The 24,473-nt window shown below is 64.1% G+C and carries 23 protein-coding genes; 12 read left to right on the forward strand and 11 right to left on the reverse strand.

What is annotated here, in order from left to right:
* Positions 1–33: 33 nt before the first annotated feature.
* The 6 genes from AAGT95_RS09090 to AAGT95_RS09115 all read right to left on the reverse strand — a co-directional run bounded on the left by AAGT95_RS09090 (position 34) and on the right by AAGT95_RS09115 (position 6,566).
* Entirely contained in the window at positions 34–1,533 is a 1,500-nt protein-coding gene (locus AAGT95_RS09090) for a sodium:solute symporter family protein (protein ID WP_342596267.1), read from the reverse strand.
* Positions 1,534–1,535: 2 nt separating this feature from the next.
* Entirely contained in the window at positions 1,536–1,772 is a 237-nt protein-coding gene (locus tag AAGT95_RS09095; RefSeq protein WP_342596268.1) for a hypothetical protein, read from the reverse strand.
* A gap of 201 nt (positions 1,773–1,973) precedes the next feature.
* A complete protein-coding gene (shiA, locus tag AAGT95_RS09100) occupies positions 1,974–3,281 on the reverse strand; it encodes a shikimate transporter (RefSeq protein WP_342596269.1) in 1,308 nt (435 codons plus the stop codon).
* A gap of 134 nt (positions 3,282–3,415) precedes the next feature.
* Complete coding sequence (locus AAGT95_RS09105) at positions 3,416–4,471, reverse strand: ABC transporter substrate-binding protein (RefSeq protein WP_342596270.1); 1,056 nt, start codon at positions 4,469–4,471, stop codon at positions 3,416–3,418.
* The gene (locus AAGT95_RS09110; RefSeq protein ID WP_342596271.1) at positions 4,468–5,874 is read right to left on the reverse strand and encodes a sensor histidine kinase; all 1,407 of its coding nucleotides are present in this window, start codon (positions 5,872–5,874) and stop codon (positions 4,468–4,470) included. Before AAGT95_RS09110 ends, AAGT95_RS09105 begins: the two co-directional genes overlap by 4 nt.
* The gene (locus AAGT95_RS09115; protein ID WP_110597479.1) at positions 5,874–6,566 is read right to left on the reverse strand and encodes a response regulator; all 693 of its coding nucleotides are present in this window, start codon (positions 6,564–6,566) and stop codon (positions 5,874–5,876) included. Before AAGT95_RS09115 ends, AAGT95_RS09110 begins: the two co-directional genes overlap by 1 nt.
* Positions 6,567–6,753: 187 nt before the next feature.
* Here AAGT95_RS09115 and AAGT95_RS09120 point away from each other — a divergent pair, with 187 nt between their 5' ends.
* The 9 genes from AAGT95_RS09120 to AAGT95_RS09160 all read left to right on the forward strand — a co-directional run bounded on the left by AAGT95_RS09120 (position 6,754) and on the right by AAGT95_RS09160 (position 15,854).
* Positions 6,754–7,758 carry a tripartite tricarboxylate transporter substrate binding protein gene (locus AAGT95_RS09120; RefSeq protein WP_342596272.1) on the forward strand — a complete coding sequence of 335 codons (1,005 nt, stop codon included), beginning with the start codon at positions 6,754–6,756 and terminating at the stop codon, positions 7,756–7,758.
* Positions 7,755–8,213, forward strand: coding sequence for a tripartite tricarboxylate transporter TctB family protein (locus tag AAGT95_RS09125; protein ID WP_110597477.1), 459 nt, complete (start codon positions 7,755–7,757; stop codon positions 8,211–8,213). The genes AAGT95_RS09120 and AAGT95_RS09125 overlap by 4 nt, the downstream gene beginning before the upstream one ends.
* A 2-nt stretch (positions 8,214–8,215) precedes the next feature.
* A complete protein-coding gene (locus AAGT95_RS09130; protein ID WP_110597476.1) occupies positions 8,216–9,727 on the forward strand; it encodes a tripartite tricarboxylate transporter permease in 1,512 nt (503 codons plus the stop codon).
* 160 nt (positions 9,728–9,887) lie between these two features.
* On the forward strand, positions 9,888–11,048 hold the full coding sequence (locus AAGT95_RS09135; RefSeq protein ID WP_205909352.1) for an Ldh family oxidoreductase: 1,161 nt from the start codon (positions 9,888–9,890) through the stop codon (positions 11,046–11,048).
* Positions 11,049–11,078: 30 nt separating this feature from the next.
* Positions 11,079–11,963 carry a LysR family transcriptional regulator gene (locus AAGT95_RS09140; RefSeq protein ID WP_110597475.1) on the forward strand — a complete coding sequence of 295 codons (885 nt, stop codon included), beginning with the start codon at positions 11,079–11,081 and terminating at the stop codon, positions 11,961–11,963.
* A 161-nt stretch (positions 11,964–12,124) separates the two neighbouring features.
* Positions 12,125–13,108: a Bug family tripartite tricarboxylate transporter substrate binding protein gene (locus tag AAGT95_RS09145; RefSeq protein ID WP_342596273.1), complete on the forward strand. Its 984-nt coding sequence runs from the start codon at positions 12,125–12,127 to the stop codon at positions 13,106–13,108.
* Positions 13,105–13,551 (forward strand): tripartite tricarboxylate transporter TctB family protein, encoded by a 447-nt coding sequence (locus tag AAGT95_RS09150; protein WP_110597473.1) that lies wholly within the window; start codon positions 13,105–13,107, stop codon positions 13,549–13,551. Before AAGT95_RS09145 ends, AAGT95_RS09150 begins: the two co-directional genes overlap by 4 nt.
* Complete coding sequence (locus tag AAGT95_RS09155; protein WP_342596274.1) at positions 13,551–15,074, forward strand: tripartite tricarboxylate transporter permease; 1,524 nt, start codon at positions 13,551–13,553, stop codon at positions 15,072–15,074. Before AAGT95_RS09150 ends, AAGT95_RS09155 begins: the two co-directional genes overlap by 1 nt.
* 48 nt (positions 15,075–15,122) lie before the next feature.
* A complete protein-coding gene (locus tag AAGT95_RS09160; protein ID WP_110601296.1) occupies positions 15,123–15,854 on the forward strand; it encodes a transporter substrate-binding domain-containing protein in 732 nt (243 codons plus the stop codon).
* A gap of 97 nt (positions 15,855–15,951) precedes the next feature.
* Here AAGT95_RS09160 and AAGT95_RS09165 read toward each other — a convergent pair whose 3' ends face one another.
* Together AAGT95_RS09165 and AAGT95_RS09170 are read right to left on the reverse strand one after the other, a co-directional pair.
* Complete coding sequence (locus AAGT95_RS09165; protein ID WP_342596275.1) at positions 15,952–17,115, reverse strand: phosphoglycerate kinase; 1,164 nt, start codon at positions 17,113–17,115, stop codon at positions 15,952–15,954.
* 75 nt (positions 17,116–17,190) lie between these two features.
* Positions 17,191–18,315: a type I glyceraldehyde-3-phosphate dehydrogenase gene (locus AAGT95_RS09170; protein WP_342596276.1), complete on the reverse strand. Its 1,125-nt coding sequence runs from the start codon at positions 18,313–18,315 to the stop codon at positions 17,191–17,193.
* A 236-nt stretch (positions 18,316–18,551) separates the two neighbouring features.
* Between AAGT95_RS09170 and AAGT95_RS09175 the strand changes: the two genes are divergently transcribed.
* Entirely contained in the window at positions 18,552–19,442 is an 891-nt protein-coding gene (locus AAGT95_RS09175) for an aconitase X (RefSeq protein WP_342596525.1), read from the forward strand.
* A gap of 5 nt (positions 19,443–19,447) precedes the next feature.
* Here the strand turns inward: AAGT95_RS09175 and AAGT95_RS09180 are convergent, their stop codons facing one another.
* From AAGT95_RS09180 to AAGT95_RS09190, 3 genes are all read right to left on the reverse strand, one after another.
* Positions 19,448–20,197: an alpha/beta hydrolase gene (locus tag AAGT95_RS09180; protein ID WP_342596277.1), complete on the reverse strand. Its 750-nt coding sequence runs from the start codon at positions 20,195–20,197 to the stop codon at positions 19,448–19,450.
* Between the two features lie 133 nt (positions 20,198–20,330).
* On the reverse strand, positions 20,331–21,059 hold the full coding sequence (locus AAGT95_RS09185) for an LrgB family protein (protein WP_110601289.1): 729 nt from the start codon (positions 21,057–21,059) through the stop codon (positions 20,331–20,333).
* Positions 21,052–21,423, reverse strand: a complete 372-nt coding sequence (locus AAGT95_RS09190; RefSeq protein WP_342596278.1) for a CidA/LrgA family protein — start codon at positions 21,421–21,423, stop codon at positions 21,052–21,054. The genes AAGT95_RS09185 and AAGT95_RS09190 overlap by 8 nt, the downstream gene beginning before the upstream one ends.
* A 608-nt stretch (positions 21,424–22,031) precedes the next feature.
* Between AAGT95_RS09190 and AAGT95_RS09195 the strand changes: the two genes are divergently transcribed.
* Together AAGT95_RS09195 and AAGT95_RS09200 are read left to right on the forward strand one after the other, a co-directional pair.
* The gene (locus tag AAGT95_RS09195) at positions 22,032–23,084 is read left to right on the forward strand and encodes a class I fructose-bisphosphate aldolase (protein ID WP_110601286.1); all 1,053 of its coding nucleotides are present in this window, start codon (positions 22,032–22,034) and stop codon (positions 23,082–23,084) included.
* Positions 23,085–23,356: 272 nt separating this feature from the next.
* Positions 23,357–24,409, forward strand: a complete 1,053-nt coding sequence (locus AAGT95_RS09200; protein WP_110601285.1) for an ABC transporter substrate-binding protein — start codon at positions 23,357–23,359, stop codon at positions 24,407–24,409.
* Positions 24,410–24,473: the final 64 nt, after the last annotated feature.

Below are 24,473 nucleotides of genomic sequence, written 5' to 3' on the forward strand. Positions count from 1 at the left end.
TGCCCGTCCTCCGCGATCAGCGGATGTCCCCGGTCAGCGCTGCCAGCCGATCACCTCCAGTGCCCGCTGTCGGTTTGCCTCGCTGGCTTGGCTGAGCAGGCTCCCGCCCACGCACACGATCAGATTGAGCAGCAATCCCCACAGGCCACTGTAGACGCCCAGCGGACGGTAGCCGGCGAAGGTGAAGACGGCGGCCAGGATGGTGCCGGCGAGCATGCCGGTGAATACCGCCTGGGTATTGAGTCGGCTCCAGTAGAGGCCGAGGATCAGCGCCGGCGCGGTCTGGATCAGTACCTCGAACTTGAGCACGAAGATCTGATAGAGCGTTCCCGGTGGATACCAGGCGATCAATACCAGTACGACGACGGCGGCCACGCCCACCAGCTTGCCTACCAGGATCTTGCGCGACTCATCGGCGCCGGGCGCGATGTAACGTCCGTAGAGGTCGTTGGAGACGATCGACGAGAACGTCAGCAGTACCGAGTCGGCCGTCGACACGATGGCCGCAATCACACCGCCGAACAGCAGCACCATCGCCCAATAGAAGAAGGCGTTCTGATTGGCCAGCGCGTTGGCCATCATACCCACCAGTTGCTCGGACTCCGCGGTGGTCAGGTCGGGAAAGGCGGAGATGCCGATGATCCCGACCATGAACACTACCCCGGCGGTCAGAAACGGCATGTAGGCCATGCGGATGAAGGAGCGCTTGAGCGTACGCTCGCTGCGAGCCGCGAAGATCCGCTGGAAAGCGTGCGGGTAGATCGCCGCGCCGATACCCACCAGCACCAGCAGACAGAACCAGGTGGTGAGGCTACCCCCGCTTGGCGCACCCAGTTTCTCCGGCGCCTCGGCGATCATCGTCTCGGCTGCCGTCGGCAACCCGCCGAGGTAGATCAATGAGCCGATCAGCAGCGTGAACACCCCGAACAGCAGGGCGATGCCCTGGATCGTGTCGGTGTAGGCCACCGAGCGCATGCCACCCAGCCAGCTATAGGCGACCATGATCACGATGAAGAACACCACGCCGACCTGATAGGGAATCGTGCCACCGGTCAGGCCGGATACGCCCTGGCCGATGGCGACGAACTGCTCCAGCAGATAGTTGCCGAGACCGTAGAGCATTAGGATCGCGGCCAGGATCGTGACCTTCTTCGAACGGAAACGCAGATCGATCCAGTCCACCGGCGTCAGCAGGTTGAAGCGTCGGCCCAGCGCATAGAGCCTGGGTGCGAACAGCAGATAGACCATGATGATCATGATGAAGAACGGTACGGAAACCAGGTATTGGTAGCCGAGCCGGTAGGCCGTGGGCGGGTAGCCGACCACGGTGTTGCCGCTGTACTGAGTGGCGAAAAAGGTGAAGAACAGCACCATGACCCCGAGGCCACGTCCGCCCAGGTAGTACTCGTCGAGGCTTTCACGAACCTTGCGATTGCGCAGGAAAGCGAAGATGCCCACGGCCAGCATCAGGCCGCCGTAGAGCATCAGCACCAGGATGCCGGACCATCCGCTGAAGGCCAGTTCCACTTCCATCGTCAGGGCTCCTCGTCTTCGTCGGCGCCGGTCTCCCATTGCGTCTTCACCACCCAGGTGATGAAGATCGACAATGCCAGCGAGGCGAGCAGGATGATCAGGGCCCAGTAGGGGACGCCGAAGAATAGCGGCGACCAGGAGCCGGCGGGGAAATACCAGGGATTGATCAGGGCGAACAGAATGACGAAGCCGATCCAGACCAGCGGCTTCTTGACCGGTTCACTGACTCTTCTTTTCATCAAGGCACCTCGATGGCGTGCACGATGGCGACACGAATTCGGCGCGGCGGCGCGACAGCAAACGAGGGACTATAGCCAGCCGCGGCGACGGCTGGCCATTACCGGTTGGCAAAGCGAGGCTTCGTCTATGGCGAAGCAGTGCGACGTTGGTCGTAAGGGGTTTCGGGGCGGGCGATGGTCAGCGGCCGGGGCTCGATCGCGTCATGCCCCTCGCTTTCGCAGCATCCACGCCGCGCCCACGGCGGAGAGCAGGCAGCCGGCGGCCAGGTAGATCGCGACCGGCGTCCAGCTGCCAGCGTAGAAATCCACCAGCGCGGCGGCGATGAACGGCGTGAACCCCCCGCCGATCACGCTGGCGACCTGGTAGCCGACTCCGGCGCCGCTGTAGCGGTAGGCGGTGCCGAACAGCTCGGCGAAGATCGGCTGCTGCACGCTGACCACCATGTCGTGGGCGAGGTTGGCGAGCGCCACGGCGAATACCACGATCCACAGGATCGAACCGGCCTGTAGGGCCATGAAGAACGGGAACGCGGCCAGCACGCCGACGATGGCGCCGGTGATGTAGACGCGCCGACGCCCCAGCGTGTCGGCGAGGAACGCGAACAGCGGGATGGTGACGCAGCTGATCGCGCCGACCAGCAGCCCGATGTGGAGAAACAGATCCCGCGACAGGTCGAGATAGCCGGTGGAGTAGCTCAGCGCGAAGGTGGTGACGATGTACATCGTGAACAGTTCGGCCAGGCGCATGGCGATGATGGTGACGAAAGCGCTGGGGTGGCGTCTAAGCGCCTCGAGGATCGGCGGTCTGGCCGGCGTCTGGTCGTTGTGCTCGACCGCTTCGACGAACTCCGGCGACTCTTCAAGGCTCGAACGGATCTTCAGCGCCACCAGCACCAGCACCACGCTGAACAGAAACGGCAGGCGCCAGCCCCAGGCGGTGAAATCGGCATCGCTCAGCCAGTAGCTGAGCAGCGAGACACTGCCGGTGGCCAGGATCAGGCCCACGCCGTAACCGACCTGGACGCCACTGGAGTAGAACGCGCGGCGACCGCGTGGCGCGCTCTCCACTGCCATCAAGGCGGCGCCGCCCCACTCCCCGCCGACGGCGAAGCCCTGCACCGCGCGCAGCGTCACCAGCAGGATCGGCGCCCACACGCCGATCTGGGCATAGGTCGGCAGCAGACCGATCAGCGCCGTCGCACCGCCCATCAGGATGACGGTAAGAATCAGCATGCGCTTGCGACCCAGGCGGTCGCCGTAATGACCGAATACCAGACCGCCGAGCGGACGAAACAGAAAGCCGACGCCGAAGGTGGCCAGTGCCGCCAGGGTGCCGGCGGCCGGACTGACGTTGGGAAAGAACTGCGAGTTGAAGACCAGCGCAGCGACGATGCCGTAGAGCAGGAAGTCATACCAGTCGACCACGGCGCCGACGAAACTGCCGATGGCGGCGCGTCGGGCCTGGCTTGTCGAGTGGGCGGGGGCGGTGGTCGTGGCTGGCGTGCTCATCCGGAACTCTCGGTGATCTATGTCTTTGATCGCAGCGCTGGCAGGCGCTGCGACGTCGCGGCGGCATATCTTACGGCATTGCGCTGCCGGACACAGACCTCGGCGGGTGGATCGCGCCCCTTGGCGCGAGACGACTACTGTTCCGGCGGTTCCAGGATCTGAAGTTCGCGATCCCAGCGGCGCAGAAAGGCCTGGCGGCGCAGCGGATCGACGAACGCCAGCAGCGTGGCGTTGATCGGGATCGGATAGAGGTGATCGCCCACCTGATCGCGCAGCCGCTGCGCGGTGTAGGGGCCGACGACATCATCGCGCACGCTGAACAGCGGCGTCTGGCCGGCCAGGATGTGCTGGCCCCGCTGGCTCAGCAGGAAGCTGACGAAGCGCCTGGCCGCCGCCGGATGAGGCGCGTCGCGATGGACGAACGCCATCCGCATCATTACCAGCGAGTAGTCGTTGGGGACCTGGACGATGATATCGGGATGGCTCTGGGCCCAGACCATGGCATAGGAGCCCAGCAGGTTGTAGCCGAGCCAGTAGCGACCGTCGCTAAGCCCCTCCAGCATGCGCTGGGTGGTGGCTTCGAAGTCCACATTGGCGGCGCCCATGGCGGCGATCAGGTCCCAGGCGCGGGGCGTGTAGCGGGCATCCTGCTGAAACAGGGTGTAGCCCACGCCGCTCTCGCGCGGCGAATAGCTGACCACGCGGCCGTCGAGCCACTGGCGATAGTGGGTCAGCAGGTCGAGCAGGTCGCGGTGGGTCTCCGGCGGCGGCATGTGCGAGGCGAGCTCGAGCCGGTAGGCCATCACCACCGGTTCGAAGGTGAAGCCGAACACCTCGTTGCGCCATTTGGCCCACGCCGGCCACTGATCGGCCTCCGGGGCGTCGAGGGGCTGGGCCATCCCGTCGTTGCTGAGCGCCAGCTGCCACGGCATGGCCGAACTGATCACCACGTCCGGCGGCGATTCTGGATCCCGGGCGCGGCGGTCGACCTCCAGCGTGGAGCGATCGCGGTAGTCGAGGTCGATCTGCGGGTTCTCGGCAGCGAAGGCGGCCAGCACCGGCTCGACGATCTGCCGATCCAGGGCCGCTTCGATGATCAGCCTTTCGGCCCCGCGGGCCGTGCCACTGCCGCCGACACCGAGACAGAGCGACAGCATTAGACTCAGGCCGAGGTGGAGGTGTCTGGTCATCCCGCGCCCCCCTCGGGCGGCTGACAGCGAGGCAGCGTCAGGCAGACTCTGAGTCCTCGAGGGATGCGGTTGGATACCTCCAGTCGACTGCCGTGACGCCCGGCGATGGAGTCGGCGATGGCCAGGCCGAGCCCGGAACCGTGGGTGTCCTGGCGATGTCCGCGCTCGAAGGGGCGAGTCAGACGGTCGAGGGATTCGGCGTCGACGCCGGGGCCGTCGTCCTCGATGGCCAGCGTCACCCACGCATCATCGCCGCGGAGCGCCAGCGTGATCTCGCTGCCGGGTGGCGTGTAGCGAAAGGCATTGTCGATCAGGTTGTTGAGCAGTTCGCGCAGGGCCCAGCTCTCGCCCTCGACCCAGACCGGAGCCGGTGCCTCGATGGCGAGCCCGAGGTCGTGATCGCGGCTGTCCTGGCGATCGGCCCAGTCGACGGTGATCTCGCGCATCAACTGATCCAGTGCCAGCGGCTGACATTCATGCAATGGCCCCAGATGCTGCAGGCGGGTCAGGCTCAGCATCTGTCCGGCCAGGCGGCTGGTACGCCCGGCGCTGTCGTGGACGGTGACCAGGGCCTGGTGCCAGACGCCGGGCTCGTGACTGGTCAGCGCCAGCTCGCTGGTGCTCTGGAGCCCCGCCAGCGGGGTCTTGAGCTGGTGCGAGGCGTCGGCGATGAAGCGCAATAGCGCGTCTCGATGATGGCGCTGGTCGGCGAACAAGCGGTTGAGCGTTTCGACCAGCTCCTGCATCTCCCGCGGCACGTCGAGCATCAACGGGCTGTTCTCCTCGGCGCGACGATCGCGCAGCGCCTGGCGCAGGCGTCGCAACGGCGCCAGCATGGTGTGCATGGCGATCCCCACCAGGGCCGCGGTGATCAGCACCATCGCGGCGAAGCGGGTCGCGCTCTTCCGGAATAGCTCCCGCGCCAGCAGGTCGCGCCCATGGCGGGTGTGGCCCACCCACAACTGCACCGGCTCCTGGGTATCCCAGCCGGCGGAGTCCACCTCGCGGCCGCTGAGGCGAATCGGCTGGCCGTCGTAGCGGGCATCGAGATAGACCGGTCCTTGCCGGGCTTCGGCCCGCATCGCCTCGGTGATCGGCAGGGCGGCATTCTGGGTGATCGTGGTGCCGTTATCCGCCTGCAACCAGTAGAAGACTCTCTCCTGCCAGCGGGTGGCAAGGATCTGCAGCGCCGAGGCGGGCATCTCCAGGGTGGGATTGCCCTCCGGCCACTGCAGCGACTCGGCGATGGTCAGGCTGGCAGCCTCGAGCTGGCCATCCATGGCGCGGTCCGCCGCCTTGCGGGCGCTGGTGTAGGCCTCGATCAGCAGCAGCGTTCCCAGACCGGCGACGATCACCACGAGCCATAGCGTCAGTCGCCGCTTGAGCGAGGTGCGAGGTGGCATCACTCGGGCCGCCCCTTCTCGAAGGGCGCCCGCGGCTCCTCGAGCCGATACCCCAGGCCGCGGAGCGTTCGAATCGACAGGCCGGAGCCGGCCAGGCGCTTGCGCAGCCGGCTGACATAGACGTCCAGGGCGTTGGCGCCCACCGCTTCGAAGCCGAACAGGCGGTTCTCCAGGGCTTCGCGCTGCACGATGCGTCCCGCATTGAGCATCAGCGCTTCCAGCAGGCTGAACTCGCGCCTCGGCAGATCGAGCGCCGTCCCGTCCAGCCAGGCGCTGGCCGAGCGGGTATCCAGTACCAGGCCACCGAAGCGAACGTTGTTGTCGAGCCGTTGCTGGCTGCGGCGCAGCAGGGCCCGCACCCGGGCTTCGAGTTCGGTGATCGAGAACGGCTTGGCCAGATAGTCGTCGGCGCCGAGGTCCAGCCCGCGTACCCGATCCGCCAGCGCATCCCGCGCGGTGAGAATCATCACCGGCGTCGAGTCGGTATGGGCGCGCATCCACTCCAGCACGTCGAGGCCGCTGCCGTCAGGCAGGCCGAGGTCGAGCAGTACCAGATCGAAACGACCCTGGCGCAACGCCTGGATGGCATCGTCGATGCGGGCCAGGGCATCGACGGTATAGCCATGGCGGGTCATCGCCTGGGTCAGCGAGCGCGACAGCAGCGGGTCATCCTCGATCACGAGCAGATGCATGGCGGTGTCTCGCGTCATCGGATCCCCATGCCTTATGCGACTAATGTCCTATACGACAAAGGTTTAGATGACAGGTTGATGAAAGGTTAGCGCTCTAGCATCGCGCTGTCGGTGGGCAAAACCGGCCCGAGTCCGGTGCCCGCCATGAGCGTTGCGAGCATAACAACCCAGGTAGGAGACGCACAGCATGCCTCACAATCACGTGTCCAAAGCGAAAGGCCTTCATCGCTGGCTGGTCGCCGCCGTTACCGGTGGTGCGCTACTGGCCGGTGCCGTCCAGGCCCAGGCCAAGCCGCCGGAGTGCATCGCGCCGGCCAAACCGGGTGGCGGTTACGACCTGACCTGCCGGCTGGCAGCCAATGGCCTGCAGGAAGCCAAGTTGATCGACGAGCCGATGATGGTCAGCTACATGCCGGGCGGTATCGGTGCCGTCGCCTACAACCACGTTACCGGCGTCCGCGACGACGATCCCAACCTTATCGTGGCCGCCAGCACCGGTGCCGCGCTCAACCTGGCGCTGGGCAAGTTCGGGCAGCAGCACACTGTCGACGACGTGCGCTGGGTCGGTGCGCTGGGCGTGGACTACGGCGCGGTCGTCGTCCGCCAGGATGCGCCGTGGACCAACCTTGACGAACTGATGAAAGCGCTGAAGAAGGACCCCTCCAGCGTGGTCATCGGTGCCGGTGGTACGGTCGGCAGCCAGGACTGGATGAAGGCGGCGCTGATGGCCAAGTCCGACGACGTCGATCCACGCAAGCTGCGCTACGTCTCCTTCGAGGGTGGCGGTGAAGCGCTGGCCGCACTGCTGGGTGAGCACATTCAGGTCTTCACCGGCGACCTGGCCGAGCTGAAACCACAGCTCGACAGCGGTGAGATCCGGATTCTGGCGTCTCTCTCCGAAGAGCGCATGGGTGGGCCCTACGCGGACATCCCCACCGCCAAGGAGCAGGGCTACGACGTCGAATGGCCGATCTGGCGCGGTTATTACATGGGGCCGGATGTCAGCGACGAAGACTATCAGGCGTGGGCCGACCGCCTGAAAGCGCTGAGCGAGACGGAAAGCTTCGCCAAGCTGCGTGAAGGGCGCGGTCTGTTCCCGATGGCCAAGTTCGGTGAAGACTTCCATCAGTACGTGAAAGACCAGGTTGCCGACTTCCAGCAACTGGCCAAAGAAGTGGGTCTGACCCAATGAAACTCGCCGCCGACCGAATCCTGAGTTTGCTGTTGCTCGGTCTGGCGGCGTTCGTCGCCGTCCAGGCCTGGCAGTTGGAAGTGCCGTTCAGTTACGACCCGGTCGGGCCTAAAGCCTTTCCGCTGATACTGTCGGGTCTGCTGGCGGTATTGGCCGTCGTGCTGTTCGTGCGCCCGGGCGCCAGCGGTGAGTGGCCGACCGGCGCGCTGTTGCTGCGCCTGCTCTTCACCATGGCGGTGCTGGGTCTCTATGCGGCGCTATTCATTAACCTCGGTTTCCTGGTGACGACCGCCCTGGTCAGCATCATCATCGCCTGGCTGTTCGGTGCCGCGCCGTTGAAAGCGGTCGTCGGCGGCCTGCTGCTGGCGGTGGGCAGTTATCTGCTATTCACCTACGGACTGGGAATCTCGCTGCCGACCGGTAGCTGGATCGAGCCGCTGCTGGGGAGCAACTAACCATGTTCGATTTTCTGATCCAGGGCTTCGGCGTCGCGCTGACGCCGCTCAATCTCGGGCTCGCTTTCCTCGGCGCGCTGCTCGGCACCCTGTTCGGTGCCTTGCCGGGTATCGGCCCGATCAACGGCATCGCCATTCTGATGCCGCTGGCCTATACCCTCGGCCTGCCGGCGGAATCCGCACTCATCCTGCTGGCGGGCATCTACACCGGTTCCGAGTACGGCGGGCGCATGTCGAGCATTCTGCTCAACGTGCCCGGCGATGCCGGCGCGGTCATGACCACGCTGGACGGCCATCCGTTGGCCAAAAAGGGGTTGGCTGGGCCGGCCCTGGGACTCTCCGCCGTCAGCTCGTTCATTGGAGCGACCATCGCGATCATCGGCCTGACCCTGTTTGCGCCGTTGTTGGCGATCGTGGCGGTCAAGTTCGGTCCCGCCGAATTCTTCGGCCTGATGATCTTCGCCTTCGCTTCCATGTCCGCGATGATGGGCAAGGATCCGATCAAGACGCTGATCGGCGCCGTGCTCGGCGTGTTGATCTCGACCGTCGGCGTCGATTCCGGCACCGGCGTGCTGCGCTTCACCTTCGATATGCCCGAACTCTACGATGGCATCGATTTCGTGGTGATGATCATCGGCCTGTTCGCGGTCAGCGAGATTCTGCTGATGCTCGAGCACGCCTTCCGCCACGACCAGGATGGCGAGATGGCGCCGATCGGCCGCGTGATGGTCAAGATGAGCGAGGTCCTCTACTGCAAGTGGGCGATCCTGCGCTCCAGCGTGATCGGCTTCGTCATCGGCGTGCTGCCGGGCACCGGCGCCTCCGTCGCCAGTGCCGTGGCCTACACCACCGAAAAACGCATCAGTGACCGCGACAATACCTTTGGAACCGGTGACATGCGCGGCCTGGCGGCGCCGGAAGCGGCCAACAACGCCTCCGCCGCCGGTTCCTTCGTGCCGATGCTGACGCTGGGCATTCCCGGCTCCGGCACCACCGCGATCCTGCTGGGCGCGCTGATGCTCTACAACATCAACCCCGGCCCGATGATGTTCCGCGAACAGCCGGTGGTGGTAGGTGGCCTGATCGCCTCGCTCTATATCGGCAACGTCATGCTGCTGCTGCTCAACCTGCCGCTGGCCGGCGTGTTCGCCCGCGTACTGCAGGTGCCGCGCTGGCTGCTGGTACCGAGCGTGGCGATCCTCGCCTTCGTCGGCGTCTACCAGCTGCACTCCGATCTGATGGCGATCTACCTGATGCTGGTCATCGGCGTGTTCGGCTATCTGCTGCGCAAGTTCGGCTTCTCGCTGGCACCGGTGGTGCTGGGCTTCGTGCTGGGCGGCCTGATGGAAGAGAACCTGCGCCGGGCGCTCTCGATCAGCGGTGGTGACGTCGGCATCCTGTTCCAGTCCAACCTGTCGATCGGGCTCTGGATCGCCGCCGCCCTGGTGGTGCTGGTGCCGATGTTCGCGGGCAAGCTCAAGGCGAAATTTCTGCCGGCAGCCAGGCCGTCCTGATGTCGGGATGGCGTGACGCGCTGGCAGCACTGGATGGCCCCGCTTTGGCGGGGCCTTTTTCATTCGGGTCGGGATGGGAAGGCGCGACTCGGGCGGGTCGAAACGCCCGCGACGGGAAACGGTCGAGCTATCGATAAACCGCTGGTCACCACGAGGGCGGTTGCCGACGGTCGACGTGCCTGACGCTGCTTGTGATTACGAGAAAGCTCCCTTTCCCAGAAAGAAATTCTCCCTGTCCGATGCGGGGGATAATCTGCCAGCTCTCGTTGGCACTTTGATAGGGGAAATGGCGATGGCGGATATGCCCAAGGGAAAGATTGGACAGGCAGAATTGAAAGGTATCGCGATCGAGGCACTGGTGCGCCTCGGTCTCGTGACGGACGAAGCCGAGGACGTGGCGGATGTGCTGGTCATGGCTGACATGATGGGGATTCACACCCATGGCGTGGCGCGCATCATGTCCTATGGCGAGAGGATAAAAGTCGGCGGGATCAACGCCAATCCTCGGATCGAATGGCACCAATCCTACCCTACCGTCGCTACGCTCGCCGGGGATAATGCGCTTGGCCCATTGCTCGGCAAGAGGGCACTTTCTCAATCCATGAAGATGGCCTCGGAGTTCGGTGTCGGCATGGTTTTCGTCAGGGGAAGCAATCACTTCGGCCCTGTCATGCCGTACTCGTTCATGGCCGCCGAGCAGGGGTTCATGAGCTTCATCGCCAGCAATGCCACGACGACGATAGCTCCTTATGGTGGCACTTCCCCAAAGTTGGGCAACAACCCGCTCGGCTTCGGTTTTCCCAATCCCTGCGGGGAGCACTTTCTGCTGGACATGGCGCTGAGCACGGTCGCCCGAGCGAAGATTCGAGCCGCGAGGGACCGGGGAGAGTCGATTCCGCTCGACTGGGCGGTGGATACCAGCGGTGCTCCGACGAGCGACCCCAACGAAGCGCTTGCCGGTATGCTGCAGACGATCGGGGGGCATAAAGGCTACGGCCTGGCACTCGCCGTGGATATGCTGGCGGGGGTTCTGTCAGGGGCGGCCTATCTCAATCATGTCAAAGCCTGGGACAAGCAGCCCGACCAGCCACAAAATCTGGGCCACTTCTTTTTGACCATCAATACTCAAGGATTGGGCGGAGAGGGCTGGCTTGGCGAGAGGATGAGCGACTTTTTCGATATCATCCACGATACGCCGGCTATCGATGACGAAAGGCCCGTGCAGTTGCCGGGTGAGAGGGAGCTTGCAGCCTTCCGGCATCATCTCGAGCATGGTCTGGATTACGATGCTCTACAGCTGAACGCGCTTCGGGCCTATTAGTCAGGAGCGATCAACCGTCTAGAGGAACCGGTGAAACACGACCTTGCCTCGTTGAATATTTTTCTCTGTGTGGCGGAGGAGAAAAGCCTGACCCGGGCTTCCGTGAGAGCCCATATCGCCGTCTCCGCAGTCAGCAAGAGGATAGCCGAACTCGAAGGCAGGGTCGGAACGCCCCTGTTCGTGCGCTTTGCGCGCGGGGTGGAATTGACCACGGCGGGAGAGGCGCTGCTGGTTCACGTGCGCCGTGTCTTTGCCCGAATCGAAGAAATGGACGAGGAGCTGGCGAGCTTTTCCGAAGAGATTCGTGGGAATGTCAGGATTTGCGCTACCACCTCCGCCCTCTCGCAGTTTCTACCATTCGATATCGCTTCTTTTCGACATAAGTACCCTAAAATCAACCTGGATATCGAAGGGAGGGTGGGGGGCGCCATCCTTCGCGCCTTGAGAGAGGGTGAAGCGGATCTAGGCGTTTTTTCCGCGGAATCCACTCCTCCCGATATCGAGATCTTTCGGTATCGAACCTATGAGCTGGCGTTGGCAGTTCCCGTGGGCCACCCGCTGGCCAATGGTTCGCCCATACGATATGAGGCGCTGGCCGAGTATTCGATGGTCGCTCAGCACGTCGATAGTCTATTGTACGAACACCTGGAAAAAGAGGCTGAAATCCGCGGCTTCCAGTTGAAGATTGGCGTCAGAGTCAGCAGTTTCGACTGCATGTGCCAACTGGTTGCCTGTCAATACGGCCTGGCGATAATGCCAAGAGAGACCATCGAGGTCTATGCGAAATCCATACCCATCGTTGCGGTTTCGCTGAATGAGGATTGGGCCGAGCGCGACCTCGTCGTCGGCGTCAAGACCAATCGATATCTTGACCCGGCGGTTAAGTCTTTAGTGGAACACCTGACCCAACATTGAGTGCTAAGATCTTGTCTTTTTTTAGTTTTCTGTTTGGGAAAGACAGGCTTATCTGATAGAGAATTCTCAGGCGGTTTTCGAGTGTTTAGTTTTTCTCTGTTTCCAATGTTTCGGTGCGGTAATGATCGTGTTGGTGCAGATAATTAACTGAGGGTTCGACAATGAAGCACGCCATCATTAAAACGTTTCTTATTTTTCCCCTTCTGATTTTCAGCTCGCTGACCCTGGCTTACGAGCCGGGCAGCAAGACGGAGTGCATTGCGCCAGCGGATCCGGGTGGAGGATGGGACTTCACCTGCAGAAACGCAGCCAACGTTTTCCAAGAGCTCGGGCTCGTGCCGAAGACCATGCAGACTATCAACATGGCAGGGGCGGGGGGTGGCGTTGCCTTCGCTCACACCGTGAGCAAGCGCCGTGGAGACGATGACCTGCTCGTTGCGGCTTCCACATCGACGGTGACGCGTCTGGCTCAGGGTCAGTTTCCGGGTATGGATGCGAGCATGGTGAACTGGTTGGGAACGATCGGCGCCGATTACGGCGTGATCGCGGTCTCCAAGGACTCCCCCTACCATAACCTCAACGAGCTGATGGACGCGATGAAGCAGGATCCGCGAGCGGTCAAGTTCGCCGGCGGCAGCGCCAACGGCGGCTGGGATCACCTCAAGGTGCTGATCGCGGCCAAGGCGGCCGGGGTCGAGAACCTGCCGCGGATTCCCTATCTCTCCTACAACAACGGCGGCGAAGCGCTGACCCAGCTTGTCGGTGGTCATGTGGGCGCGTTCACCGGTGATATCACCGAAGCCAAGGGGTTCTTCGAGTCCGGTGACATCCGCGTGCTAGCCGTGCTCTCCGAGGATCGCCTTCCAGGAGCGTTCTCCACGATTCCCACTGCCAGGGAGCAGGGTATCGATGCGATCGGCGCGAACTGGCGCGGCTTCTACATGCCGGTCGACATCGATGACGACGCCAAGCAGTACTGGGTCGATGCCATCGACAAGCTCTATGCCAGCGACCAGTGGAAGAAGGTCATGAAGAGTAACGGCCTGATGCCGTTCCACCCGGACTCCAGCGAGTTCGAAGCCTTCGTCAAGCAGCAGATCCAGGATATCCAGTCGCTCTCCAAGGAAATCGGGCTGATTCAATGAGCAAGTTCAACGACCGCGTCTTCGGCCTGGTCATGCTGGTGATCGCCGTCGCCTACTACTACGGCGCCACCCAGTTTCCGGTCCCCTTCGGGGGATCGGAAGCCGTGGGTCCCGAGACCTTTCCCAAGCTGCTGGCCGTCATCCTCGCGATCTGTAGCCTGTACATGATCGTCAAGCCCGACCCGGACAACCACTGGCCGGTGGCCAGGACCTTCCTGGAGCTGGGCATTGCCGTCGTCGTGCTGATCGCCTACGCGCTGCTGCTTGAGCCGCTCGGGTTCATCCTCTCGACCATGCTCGCCGTCGGCACGCTGTGCTGGCGCATGGGCGCGCGCCCGGTGAAGGCCTATCTCACCGGACTGATCAGTGGCGTGGTGGTGTTCGTGCTGTTCACCTACGGGCTCGAACTGCCGCTGCCGCTCGGCCTGCTGGAGATCCACTGATGGAGACGTTGCACTATCTCTCGCTCGGCTTCGGCGTGGCGCTGCAGCCCGAGAACCTGATGTTCGCCCTGATGGGCTGTTTCATCGGCACCCTGATCGGCGCGCTGCCGGGTCTCGGCCCGGCCAACGGCGTGGCGATCCTGATTCCGCTCGCCTTCACCCTCGGCCTCAAGCCCGAAACGGCGCTGATCATGCTCACCGCGGTCTACGCCGGGGCGATGTACGGCGGACGAATTTCGTCGATCCTGTTGAACATCCCCGGTGACGAACCGGCGATGATGACCTGTCTCGACGGTTATCCAATGGCGCGCCAGGGCAAGGCCGCCGAAGCGCTGGCGATTTCGGCGATCGCCTCGTTCATGGGCAGCTTGATCGCCACCATCGGCCTGATTCTGCTGGCGCCGCTGCTGGCCCGGTTCGCGTTGACGTTCGGCCCGGCCGAGTACTTCGCCCTGTTCGTACTGGCCTTCGCGACGCTTGGCGGTATCACCGGCAAGAACCCGATGAAGACGCTGATGGCGGCAGCCATCGGCTTGATCATCGCCACCGTGGGGATCGATCTCTCCACCGGCACCCAGCGCTACACCTTCAACGTGCTGGAGCTCTACGAAGGGGTCGATTTCATCATCGCCATCGTCGGTCTGTTCGCGGTCTCCGAGCTGCTGTTCTTCATCGAGGAGAAGGCCGGCAAGGGGCGCGAGATGATCAAGGTCAACCCGCTCAAGCTGAAGTGGCGGGAGATCCTGTCGATCATGCCGACCACGCTGCGCGGCGGCGTGCTGGGCTTCATCGCGGGCGTGCTGCCGGGGGCCGGGGCCTCGCTGGGCAGCTTCATCACCTACACCCTGGAGAAGAAGATCGTCGGCAAGAAGGGCTACTTCGGCGAGGGTGACCCGCGCGGCGTGGCGGCGCCCGAGGCGGGCAACAACGGCGCCTCCAGCGGCGCGCTGGTACCCATGCTGACCCTCGGCGTGCCGGGCAGCGGCACCACGGCGGTGCTGCTGGCGATGCTGGTATCGCTCAACATCACCCCCGGGCCGCTGATGTTCACCCAGAACGCCGACCTGGTGTGGGGCGTCATCGCCGCACTGCTGGTGGGCAACTTCATGCTGCTGCTGCTCAACATTCCACTGGTCGGGGTGTTCGTGAAGATCCTGTCGGTGCCGCCGATGTACCTGCTGCCGATCGTGACCATGGTCGCGTTCGTGGGCATCTACTCGATCAGCCACTCGACCTTCGATCTCTACTTCATGATCGCCTTCGGCGTCGCCGGCTATATCCTGCGCAAGCTGGAGATTCCGCTGGTGCCGGTGATCCTGGGCTTGCTGCTGGGACCGGAGATGGAGAAGAACCTGCGCCACGCGATGCAGATCTCCGACGGCGACTGGTCGATTCTGTGGAGCAGCGGTCTGTCGATCGGGCTGTGGCTGGTGGCGATCATCGGGCTGCTGCTGCCGGTGATCGTGGGGCCGATCCTGCGTCGGCGGATGCAGGCGGCCAGAGCCGGAACCCAGGATCGATGAATGGGATCAGCTATTATCCTTACTCGCTTTCTCTCTGAGGAACGTTACATGAGCGATGCAAAATCGGCGGTCATCGAAGCGCTGGCGCCGCAGGGGCGACTGCGCGTGGCGATCAACTACGGCAATATCGTCCTGGCCCAGCGTGGCGAGAACGGTGAGCCTGCCGGGGTCTCGGCGGTACTGGCACGGGCGTTGGCGGACGAGCTTGGGGTGGAAGCGGAATTTGCCACCTTCGACGGTGCCGGTGACGTGTTCGCCGCCATCGACGATGACGTCTGGCGGGTCGGCTTTCTCGCCCGCGACCCGGTGCGGGCCGAGAAGATCCACTTCACCGCCCCCTACGTGATCATCGAAGGCACCTACCTGGTGCCGGAGGCGGCGCCGTTTCAGGAGGTCGACGAGCTGGATCGGGGCGATGTCCGCATCGCCGTGGGCAAGGGTGCGGCCTACGACCTCTATCTGACACGGGCGTTGAAGCATGCCAGCCTGGTTCGCGCCGCCACGTCCGCCGCGGCGATCGAGCTGTTCGTCGACCGCCAACTGGACGCTGCCGCCGGCGTGCGCCAGCCGTTGGCGAGCTACGCCGCAGAGCATCCGGGGTATCGCGTGCTGGCGGGGCATTTTACCGCCATCGAGCAGTGCATGGCGGTGACGAAGGCGCAGGCGTCGGATGAGGTCACGCGCTACGTCGAGGATTTCCTCTCCCGCATGAAGCAGAGCGGGCTGGTGAAACGGGCGTTGACGGAGAGCGGTCAGGACGAGAGCCAGGCGGCGCCGTGAGCCAGAAAGCGATGTGAAATGGCAGATCGTTGCCCAGAGACGGCGACACCGACCCTCGGGTCGGTGTCGCCGTCTGTCATCAGGCCATGAAATGGCGCTATTTGGCAGTCGCTGCCAGCGCCGCGACCGCCGGGAGCGTCTTGCCTTCGACGTACTCGAGGAAGGCGCCACCACCGGTCGAGATGTAGGAGACCTGGTCGGCGATGCCGTACTTGTCGATGGCGGCCAGGGTGTCGCCGCCACCGGCGATGGAGAAGGCGGGGCTGGCGGCGATCGCCTTCGACAGCACTTCGGTGCCCTTGCCGAACTGGTCGATCTCGAACACCCCGACCGGGCCGTTCCACAGGATGGTGCCGGCGTTTTCCAGCAGGCTGGCGAGGTGCTTGGCGGTCTCCGGGCCGATATCCAGGATCATCTCGTCGTCGCCGACCTGGTCGACGGGTTTGACGGTCGCGGTGGCGGATTCGGAGAACTCGGTGGCAACGACGACGTCGGTGGGCAGCGGGATCTCGACCTTGGCCATCAGCTCCTTGGCCTTGTCGATCAGATCCGCTTCATGGAGCGATTTGCCCACGCCGTAACCGGCCGCGGCGATGAAGGTGTTGGCGATGCCGCCGCCGACGATCAGCTGATCGCACTTCTCCGACAGCGAATAGAGCACGTCGAGCTTGGTCGACACCTTGGACCCGCCGACGATGGCGGCCATCGGGCGCTTGGGTGCGCTGAGCGTCTGCTCCAGTGCGTCGAGCTCGTTGGCCAGCAGCGGGCCGGCGCAGGATTGCGGTGCGAACCGGATCACGCCGTGGGTGGAGGCCTGGGCGCGGTGGGCGGTGCCAAAGGCGTCCATCACGTAGATATCGCAGAGGGCGGCATACGCCTTGGCCAGCGCTTCGTCGTCCTTCTTCTCGCCCGCGTTGTAGCGCACGTTCTCCAGCAGCACGACTTCACCGGTGGCGATCTCGACGTTGCCGTCGAGGTACTCCTTCTCCAGCCGCACCGGCTTGCCCAGCAGCTCGGAGAGATGTTCGGCCACCGGGGCCAGGGTGAATTCGTCGGCGGGCTCGCCCTCGGTGGGCCGCCCCAGGTGACTCATCAGCATCACGCTGGCGCCGGCGTCGAGCGCGGCCCGGATCGTCGGCAGGCAGGCGCGGATGCGGGCATCGCTGGTCACCTTGCCGCCCTTGACCGGGACGTTGAGATCCTCGCGGATCAGCACGCGCTTCCCGGAGAGATCCAGTTCAGACATCTTGAGTACGGTCATGAAATCCTTTCCTTAGAGGGTGTTCAATAAAGGGCTGCACTCGCCGATACGGCGTTGAAACCTTCTTCAACATGCTCATTTACTGCTCGTAAACTCCGCTGTTTCATCCGGTTTCGCCTTGCCTCGTCTTCGTTCGCCTGTTTCTTGAATACCCTCTCCTGAGGAGGTGGCGGGTTCGGAGACGGGAGATGAGAGTTCGAGCCAGTGGCGGGCGACATCGAGCATTCTGTTGGCGAAACCCCATTCGTTGTCGAACCAGCACAGCGCCTTCAGCAGGCGGCCGCCGGCCACGCGGGTCTGAGTGGCATCCACGATACCCGAGCGGGGATCGTGGTTGAAGTCGACCGAGGCCATCGGCTCGTAGGTCACGCCGAGCAGGCCCAGGTAACGCTCGCGAGTGGCGGCTTCCAGGCAGGCGTTGACCGCATCGGCGTCGGTATCGCGCTCGAGCGAGATCGACAGGTCCATGGCCGAGACGTTGATGGTCGGCACGCGGACGTGAAGGCACTCGAAGCGGTCGGCCAGATGCGGCATCAAGCGGCCGATGCCGCGCGCCAGGCCGGAATCGACCGGGATGATGGAGTGCATCGCCGAGCGGGTCAGGCGCAGATCGCTGTTGTGGTAGGCGTCGATCACCGGCTGGTCGTTCATCGCCGAGTGAATGGTGGTGGTGACGCCGTGGGAGACGCCGAAGCTGGCTTCCAGCACGTCGAGGATCGGTATTAGGCAGTTGGTGGTGCATGACGCTGCCGAGACGATTCGCATCCCGGGGGCGATCGCCGCCTGATTGACGCCGTAGACCACGGTGGCATCGACATCCGCTTCTGCCGGCTGGGAAAACAGCAGCCGCGACGCGCCGGCCTGAAGGTGGCGTTCGGCGGTGGCGCGATCCTTGAAACTGCCGGAGCACTCCAGCAACAGGTCGACGCCGAGCTCCCTCCACGGCAACGTCTCCGGTGCCTCGGCGTTGAGGACACGAATGGATCTACCGTTGACGATCAGGCAGCCATCACCCGCTTCGACATGACCGGGGAAGCGCCCGTGGGTGGTGTCGTAACGGGTCAGGTAGGCGATCGTCTCGAGATCGGAGCGCTCGTTGATGGCGACGATCTCCAACGGTAGATCGGGGCGCTCGATCAGTGCCCGCAGGACGCTCTGGCCGATACGGCCGTATCCGTTGATGGCGACGCGGTAGGTCATGGGCGAGTCCGATAACCCGAGGTTGAGGGCGAGGTTCGAGGCCGTCCATCTTAGCGCATTCACATCGGGCCAGCCGAGTCTGAGCCGGATGTCAGGCCAAAGCACTGGACGCGGGAGCGCTCGGCTCATAATTTGAGACGATCTCTCTCATGTCGGGAAGCTGCTTTGATCGTCGTTGCCATCGCCGCTGCCGTGGTTCTCGCGCCCTCGCCGCTCTTCGAGGCGGCAGCGTCGTGATGCGCCGCCTCGAGTCGCTGTCGTTCTACCTCTCCGCCACCGACTGCCTGGTCGAGGGCGAGGCCAGCGGCGTGGTCCTGACCCGCGCGATGCCCTGCCGGTTAGGGGAGGGCCCGCCAGAACGGGACGAGCCGGGCGGCGAGTCCGTCACCGGGCGAGCGCTGGTCGTTTCCTGCAGGTCGGGTTCAAGCAGCGCTGGCGCGGGACTGCTGGAAGCCATCCATGCCGACCAGGGGCCGGCACTGGTCGTGCTCGACCGTCCCGACCAGGCCGTTGCCCTGGAAGCCATCGTTGCCGAAGAGATACTGTCACGTTCGCTGCCGCTGGTGGTGCTGGACGATGCCCGCTTCGCCATGGCCCAGGCGGCGCATCTCATCTCGCTCTATCGCGGCGGGCGGCTGGTCCTGAGCGGCCCCCGCCTGGCGGGGTTGGCCAGCGTCACCGCCGGCGGCGAACTGGGATACGAGCCGGCCCCCGTCACCGCCGCCAACGATGGCTTCGCGCTATCGCCGGAGGACCGGCGCTGTCTCGATGGCGGCGCCGGCCCGGCCGCCCAGGCCGCGATGCGGGTCGTCGTGCGCATGGCTCGCCTGCGTGGCGCCCGGGCGCTGCTCGACGTGGATCGCATGCATGTCGGCAGCGATATCGATGTCGGCCCGGTGGGCCTGGCCCTTGTCGCCCGCCTGGTCGAGTGGGGCGACGGGTTTCGCGTGCCGACGACGATCGGGGCGTCCGGCAAGGCGACGACGCGCTTCGCCGAGGCTTGCCGAGCGCTCGGTGGCATGCCGCTCAGCGACCCGGCGTCACTGCGAGCGAGCGCCGAGATGCCGTGGCCGCTCGCGCTCTGCGTGGCGATGGTCGGCCGGGCGCCCGCACCCTCCACCCACTGAGGTCGTCACGGCATCTCTGCGGCGATGGCATTGAGGCGCTCCGCCAGTGTCTCCGGCATCTCCATGGGCAGGAGATGCCCGTAGCCGGGAAAGACTTCCAGCTTGCCTTGGGGGAGGTGGGGCATCACCTCGGAGCGCTGGATGTCCGGTGGCAGCGACGGATCCCTGTCACCGACCAGCACCCAGGCCGGGTAGGGGAGCTTGCCGACGGGCTCGCGCCAGTCCTCGGCGTACGTCGTTGTCGGCCAGGCCCTCCATGCCGACGGATTGGCGTTGATGGCGTCCTCCACCGCCTGCTGGTAGAGCGCCGGTGGCAGAGACACTTCGCTGGCGCCGTCGATGAACTGGCGTGCTTGGGCCTCGCTGAAATCGAAGTCGAGCTGGAACCGGTGTTCCTCCTCGCTGATCGACTGTGGCCCGGGTGGAGAGGGCGCGATCAGGATCAAGGCGCGCAGCCAGGCGGGGCGATCGGCGGCGACGGTCATCGCGATCCGGCCGGAGAACGAGTGACCGACCAGGATGACGTCGTCGAGATCGGCGTCGTCGACACACTGCTCCACGTGGCGGGTCATCGAGGCGACATCGAATCCCGCCACGTCACTGGCGCGGCCGAAGCCGGGCATGTCCAGCGTGATCACCCGGTACCGCTCGTCGAGAAGCGGCAGGACCGCCTCCCACTCATGATGGGAACTGCCGAAGAAGTGCATGAGCACCAGCGTCGGGCTTCCCTGACCGCTGTCACTGGCTATCGTCATCGGGTCTCTCCTGTCGAGGCGTTGCCGTGTCCGGCGTTCCTTGCCGCGACCGTCGCTGCAGGCGACGGCCTGACTAACAGCGTAGCGGGATCTGCGTCGCTGTCAGGCATCGATTGGGGGCACGCCGCGATGCTCAGTCGAACAGATGCCAGACGAGAGGTAGCACGATGGCAGTGAAGGCACCCGTCAGGCTCATGCCCAGCGAAGCGAACGCGCCGGCGACGCTGCTGATCTCGAACGCGCGCACCGTGCCCAGGGCGTGTCCGTTGATGCCCAGTGCCAGGCCGATCAGTCGGGGGTCGCGAATGCGCAGGACCCGGCTGAGCCACTCCACGCCGAAAATGGCAGTGACGCCGGTCGTCAGCAGTGCCCCCATCAGCAGTGCCCGGGAGCCGCCGAGCTCTTCGGCCAGTCCGAGCGCGATCGGGGAGGTCACCGACTTGGGCGCCAGCGAGGCGAGCACTTCCGGCGGCGCGCCCATGACGGCGGCGATGATCACGGCGTAGCAGGCCGCCAGGGTCGCCGACAGCGGCAGCGTCAGCATGATGGGCTTCCACAGCGCGCGAATCTGCGGCAGTTGCTGGTAGAGCGGCACCGCCAGCGCGACGGTGGCCGGGCCCAGCAGCAGCATGAGCCAGCCGGCGCCGCGGTTGTAATCGTCGATGCCGATGGGCAATAGCGCGATGACCGCGGCGATCAGGAGCGCCGCGATCAGCATCGGCGGGCACCAAGTGGGCCGATGCATCAGCTTGAACAGGCGGATACCGAGGAAATAGGCGCCGAGCGTGAGCGCGATGGCGGCGACCGGGGAGTCGAACCACTGTTGCGGCAGCTGCGAAAGCCGCTCGAGCCACTCATTCATCGCCGGCATTCCCCGGAACGTCGCTCGCGGGTAGATAGCGCCGCATCAGCAGCAGGCTCGACAGCACGCTGAGCAGCGTGCCTGCGATCAGCGCGGTCACGATGGCGATCCCCTGGTCCGCGAACCGGCCGGCGACAAAGAATATCTCGACGACACCGGGCATGATCAATAGCGCCAGCATCGCGATCAGCGGCTGGCTGACGTGGACGACATCCGGGTTCATGCCACCCCGGTAGCCGAAGAAGAGCGTCAACAACAGCATCCCGATGACGCCGCTGGGGATCGGGAGATGGAACAGCTCCACCGCGGCCTGTCCCAGTAGCAGAAAGACCAGCAGCCATAAAAAGCCGCGCAGAACGGACATCCTGACAATCTCGCATCGCGTGAGGGACGAGCATCATAGCAAATGCCTGGCGTCGTCCCGTCGACCTGACCCGCCGCTCTGACCCCGGCCGGCGCTCAAGACTTTCCCATGACGATTTTCAGCCGTCGCCGGGATACGAAACGTGACAATCTGGGACGGCCCCCGTCAGGGCGTCCGATCGAGCAGACAGGCGATGCAGAAATGGTGCATGGGCGTGAACTGCGGCGCATAGTCGCTTATTCTTGGCGGTGATCTCTGGAAGCGCGGACAATTTTGCGGTGTTTCCTTAGAGGGTGTGCACAAATTCGGTGAGCGAAGACAGGACCAGGCAGGATCGGCGCAGACGGAGCGGGCGAGGCGTAATCGTACCCGAGGGTCAATGCTCCTTTTGAGGCCGATACGCCGTATTGTCGGGTGCAGCCATTGGGTGAACACGCTCTCAACGGCTAGTCGATGATCGCCGCGATAGAGAGGGGAGCTGGCGCCACGGGCAGCGGGTCGAGACCATGCCACGCAGCCATTATCGGTTAGCCATCTTTGGTAGACAGGGAAGCGGCCCAAGTCGAGATTTCCCGGATGATCCATCTTGAGGACAGAGGAAAAGCAACATGACCGATATTGCCAAGCTGCTGGGCAAGGAAGCAGACAGCCTACTCAGCTATACCTGCACGGGCTTCAAGAAAGAAGACCTGTATCTGCCGGGCCCCGACTTCGTCGATCGCGTCTTCTCCGACACCGATCGCAGCCCGCACGTGATGCGTAACCTGCAGACGCTGTTCAATACCGGTCGCCTGGGCGGTACCGGTTACCTCAGCATCCTGCCGGTCGACCAGGGCATCGAGCACTCGGCCGGTGCGTCGTTTGCTCCCAACCCGATGTACTTCGATCCCAAGAACATCGTCGAGCTGGCCCTGCAGGGCGGCTGCAACTGCGTCTGCTCGACGCTGGGGGTGCTCTCTTCGGTGGCGCGACGCTATGCGCACAAGATCCCGATGATGCTCAAGCTCAACCATAACGAGAGCCTGACGCTGCCGGCGATGTACGAACAGACCATGTTCGCGCAGATCGAGCAGGCCCATGACATGGGCTGCATCGCGGTCGGCGCCACCATCTACTTCGGTTCCGAGGACTGCCGTCGCCAGATCCAGGAAGTCAGCGAAGCCTTCGAGCGCGCTCACGAGCTGGGCATGGTCACCGTGCTGTGGTCCTACCTGCGCAACCCGGCGTTCAAGAAGGATGGTGTCGACTACCACGTCTCCTCCGACCTCACCAGCCAGGCGGTGCACCTGGCGGCGACCATCAAGGCCGACATCGTCAAGCAGAAGCTGCCCGAGAACAACGGCGGCTACAAGGCGATCGGCTTCGGCCATACCCACGACAAGGTCTACAGCGAGCTGACCAGCGATCACCCGATCGATCTGGCCCGCTACCAGGTGGCCAACTCGTTCATGGGGCGCGCCGGACTGATCAACTCCGGTGGTGGCTCCAAGGGGCACTCCGACCTGGGCGAAGCGGTTCGTACGGCGGTCATCAACAAGCGTGCCGGCGGCATGGGCCTGATCTCCGGGCGCAAGGCGTTCCAGAAGCCGCTGAACGAGGGTATCGAACTGCTCAACGCGGTTCAGGATGTCTACCTTTCCAAGGATGTCACCGTCGCCTGATCCCGGGTCCGGGATCGACGCTGGACGCAGGACGCCACGGAATCTCCGAAGCCCGGCCATCGCCGGGCTTTTTTTCTGCCTCGATTTCAGGGAGTTGCACCGACCGACGGCATGCGACCTTGGTCTGGGGACTTAAGTTGAATTGTCTGACAAAGTCGCCTTCATTACCGTGCAAGACGTGTTCGATGATAACGCTATCATTTTGTCCCCACCGGGGTAGGGCGGCGCGAGTCGCGCCACTCGAGTGGGCAACGGTATGAGGGAGACGTGTCATGAAAGCGATTTGGAGCAAGACCTGTCTGGCGGTCGTGGCCAGTGCCGCCATCGGGATGTCGGCCTCGGCACAAGCCGCCGACGACTGTCCGCTGCCGGGCAACCTGCGCGTGGTGATCGGCTCGACCTCTACCGGGGGCGACACTTACCAGAACTCGAGCATCGTGGTGGATCAGTTGGCGGACAAGCTCGATATCAACGCCAAGGTCGATGCCGTCGGGGTGATGCCCGGCTTCCAGGCGCTGGAGCGCAGCCGTCACGGCAACACCGTGATGATCTTTCACGATGGCGCCTACCTGGGCAATCTCTACGGGGTGAACGGCTATCCCGATATCTTCGACAAGTTCATCGTCGGGCCGACCATCGCCATCAATCCGGGCAACGCCTATCTGGTGCCCAAGGATTCCCCTTATCAGTCGATGAGCGACATCATCGAGGCCGCGGGCGATGGCAAGCAGATCAAGGTCGCGATCCAGCCGGGCAGCGTCTCGGAGATCGGGTTCTCGGCGCTCAAGAATGCCGTGCGCATGAAGTATCCCGGCAAGGAGGGCAATATCGTTGCCGTCAATACCGGCTCCCAGGCGGACAAGAACCAGCTGCTGTTCGACGGGGCGGTGGACGTGATCAACGGCTCGGTGCAGGCCAACGAGCAGTACACCCAACTGCCGGCGGATGATCAGAAGGCGATGCGCTTCGTCTGGATCACCGCGCGCGAGCAGACCATCGCCGAGACCGACGAAGCGGGCATGGGCGATACCACGCGCGAGCAGCTGCTGCAGTACGTGACGCCGAATGTCAGCGTGCCGATGACGGCCGACCAGGACTTCACTTTCGACAAGGAATTTTTCTTCCTCTACAACAAGGACATGGATCCCGCCGCGATCCAGTGTATCGACGACGCGCTGGCGGAGATCTACGACGAGGGCGAGATCCAGCAGCAGCAGAAGCGCTCGTTCTTCGTGCCGGACTTCAAGCCTTCCCAGGAAGCGGCCAGCTACCTGAAAGAGAAAAACGACCAGTACAAGACCATCATCAACGACCTGAAAGGTTGATCCTGTCGCGTACCGGCCGACTGACGTCGGCCGGTACGGCTCGTTCCCACCACTGAGACTGCCG

Origin of the sequence: Salinicola lusitanus (assembly GCF_038648475.1) — a bacterium.
GTDB classification, from domain to species: domain Bacteria; phylum Pseudomonadota; class Gammaproteobacteria; order Pseudomonadales; family Halomonadaceae; genus Salinicola; species Salinicola lusitanus.

Bases quoted from the DNA above. Each gene is read 5' to 3' on its own strand.
- AAGT95_RS09090 (WP_342596267.1), bottom strand. From the start codon at position 1,533: ATGGAAGTGGAACTGGCCTTCAGCGGATGGTCCGGCATCCTGGTGCTG.
- AAGT95_RS09095 (WP_342596268.1), bottom strand. From the start codon at position 1,772: ATGAAAAGAAGAGTCAGTGAACCGGTCAAGAAGCCGCTGGTCTGGATC.
- shiA (WP_342596269.1), bottom strand. From the start codon at position 3,281: ATGAGCACGCCAGCCACGACCACCGCCCCCGCCCACTCGACAAGCCAG.
- AAGT95_RS09105 (WP_342596270.1), bottom strand. From the start codon at position 4,471: ATGACCAGACACCTCCACCTCGGCCTGAGTCTAATGCTGTCGCTCTGT.
- AAGT95_RS09110 (WP_342596271.1), bottom strand. From the start codon at position 5,874: ATGCCACCTCGCACCTCGCTCAAGCGGCGACTGACGCTATGGCTCGTG.
- AAGT95_RS09115 (WP_110597479.1), bottom strand. From the start codon at position 6,566: ATGCATCTGCTCGTGATCGAGGATGACCCGCTGCTGTCGCGCTCGCTG.
- AAGT95_RS09120 (WP_342596272.1), top strand. From the start codon at position 6,754: ATGCCTCACAATCACGTGTCCAAAGCGAAAGGCCTTCATCGCTGGCTG.
- AAGT95_RS09125 (WP_110597477.1), top strand. From the start codon at position 7,755: ATGAAACTCGCCGCCGACCGAATCCTGAGTTTGCTGTTGCTCGGTCTG.
- AAGT95_RS09130 (WP_110597476.1), top strand. From the start codon at position 8,216: ATGTTCGATTTTCTGATCCAGGGCTTCGGCGTCGCGCTGACGCCGCTC.
- AAGT95_RS09145 (WP_342596273.1), top strand. From the start codon at position 12,125: ATGAAGCACGCCATCATTAAAACGTTTCTTATTTTTCCCCTTCTGATT.
- AAGT95_RS09150 (WP_110597473.1), top strand. From the start codon at position 13,105: ATGAGCAAGTTCAACGACCGCGTCTTCGGCCTGGTCATGCTGGTGATC.
- AAGT95_RS09155 (WP_342596274.1), top strand. From the start codon at position 13,551: ATGGAGACGTTGCACTATCTCTCGCTCGGCTTCGGCGTGGCGCTGCAG.
- AAGT95_RS09160 (WP_110601296.1), top strand. From the start codon at position 15,123: ATGAGCGATGCAAAATCGGCGGTCATCGAAGCGCTGGCGCCGCAGGGG.
- AAGT95_RS09165 (WP_342596275.1), bottom strand. From the start codon at position 17,115: ATGACCGTACTCAAGATGTCTGAACTGGATCTCTCCGGGAAGCGCGTG.
- AAGT95_RS09170 (WP_342596276.1), bottom strand. From the start codon at position 18,315: ATGACCTACCGCGTCGCCATCAACGGATACGGCCGTATCGGCCAGAGC.
- AAGT95_RS09175 (WP_342596525.1), top strand. From the start codon at position 18,552: ATGCGCCGCCTCGAGTCGCTGTCGTTCTACCTCTCCGCCACCGACTGC.
- AAGT95_RS09180 (WP_342596277.1), bottom strand. From the start codon at position 20,197: ATGACGATAGCCAGTGACAGCGGTCAGGGAAGCCCGACGCTGGTGCTC.
- AAGT95_RS09185 (WP_110601289.1), bottom strand. From the start codon at position 21,059: ATGAATGAGTGGCTCGAGCGGCTTTCGCAGCTGCCGCAACAGTGGTTC.
- AAGT95_RS09190 (WP_342596278.1), bottom strand. From the start codon at position 21,423: ATGTCCGTTCTGCGCGGCTTTTTATGGCTGCTGGTCTTTCTGCTACTG.
- AAGT95_RS09195 (WP_110601286.1), top strand. From the start codon at position 22,032: ATGACCGATATTGCCAAGCTGCTGGGCAAGGAAGCAGACAGCCTACTC.
- AAGT95_RS09200 (WP_110601285.1), top strand. From the start codon at position 23,357: ATGAAAGCGATTTGGAGCAAGACCTGTCTGGCGGTCGTGGCCAGTGCC.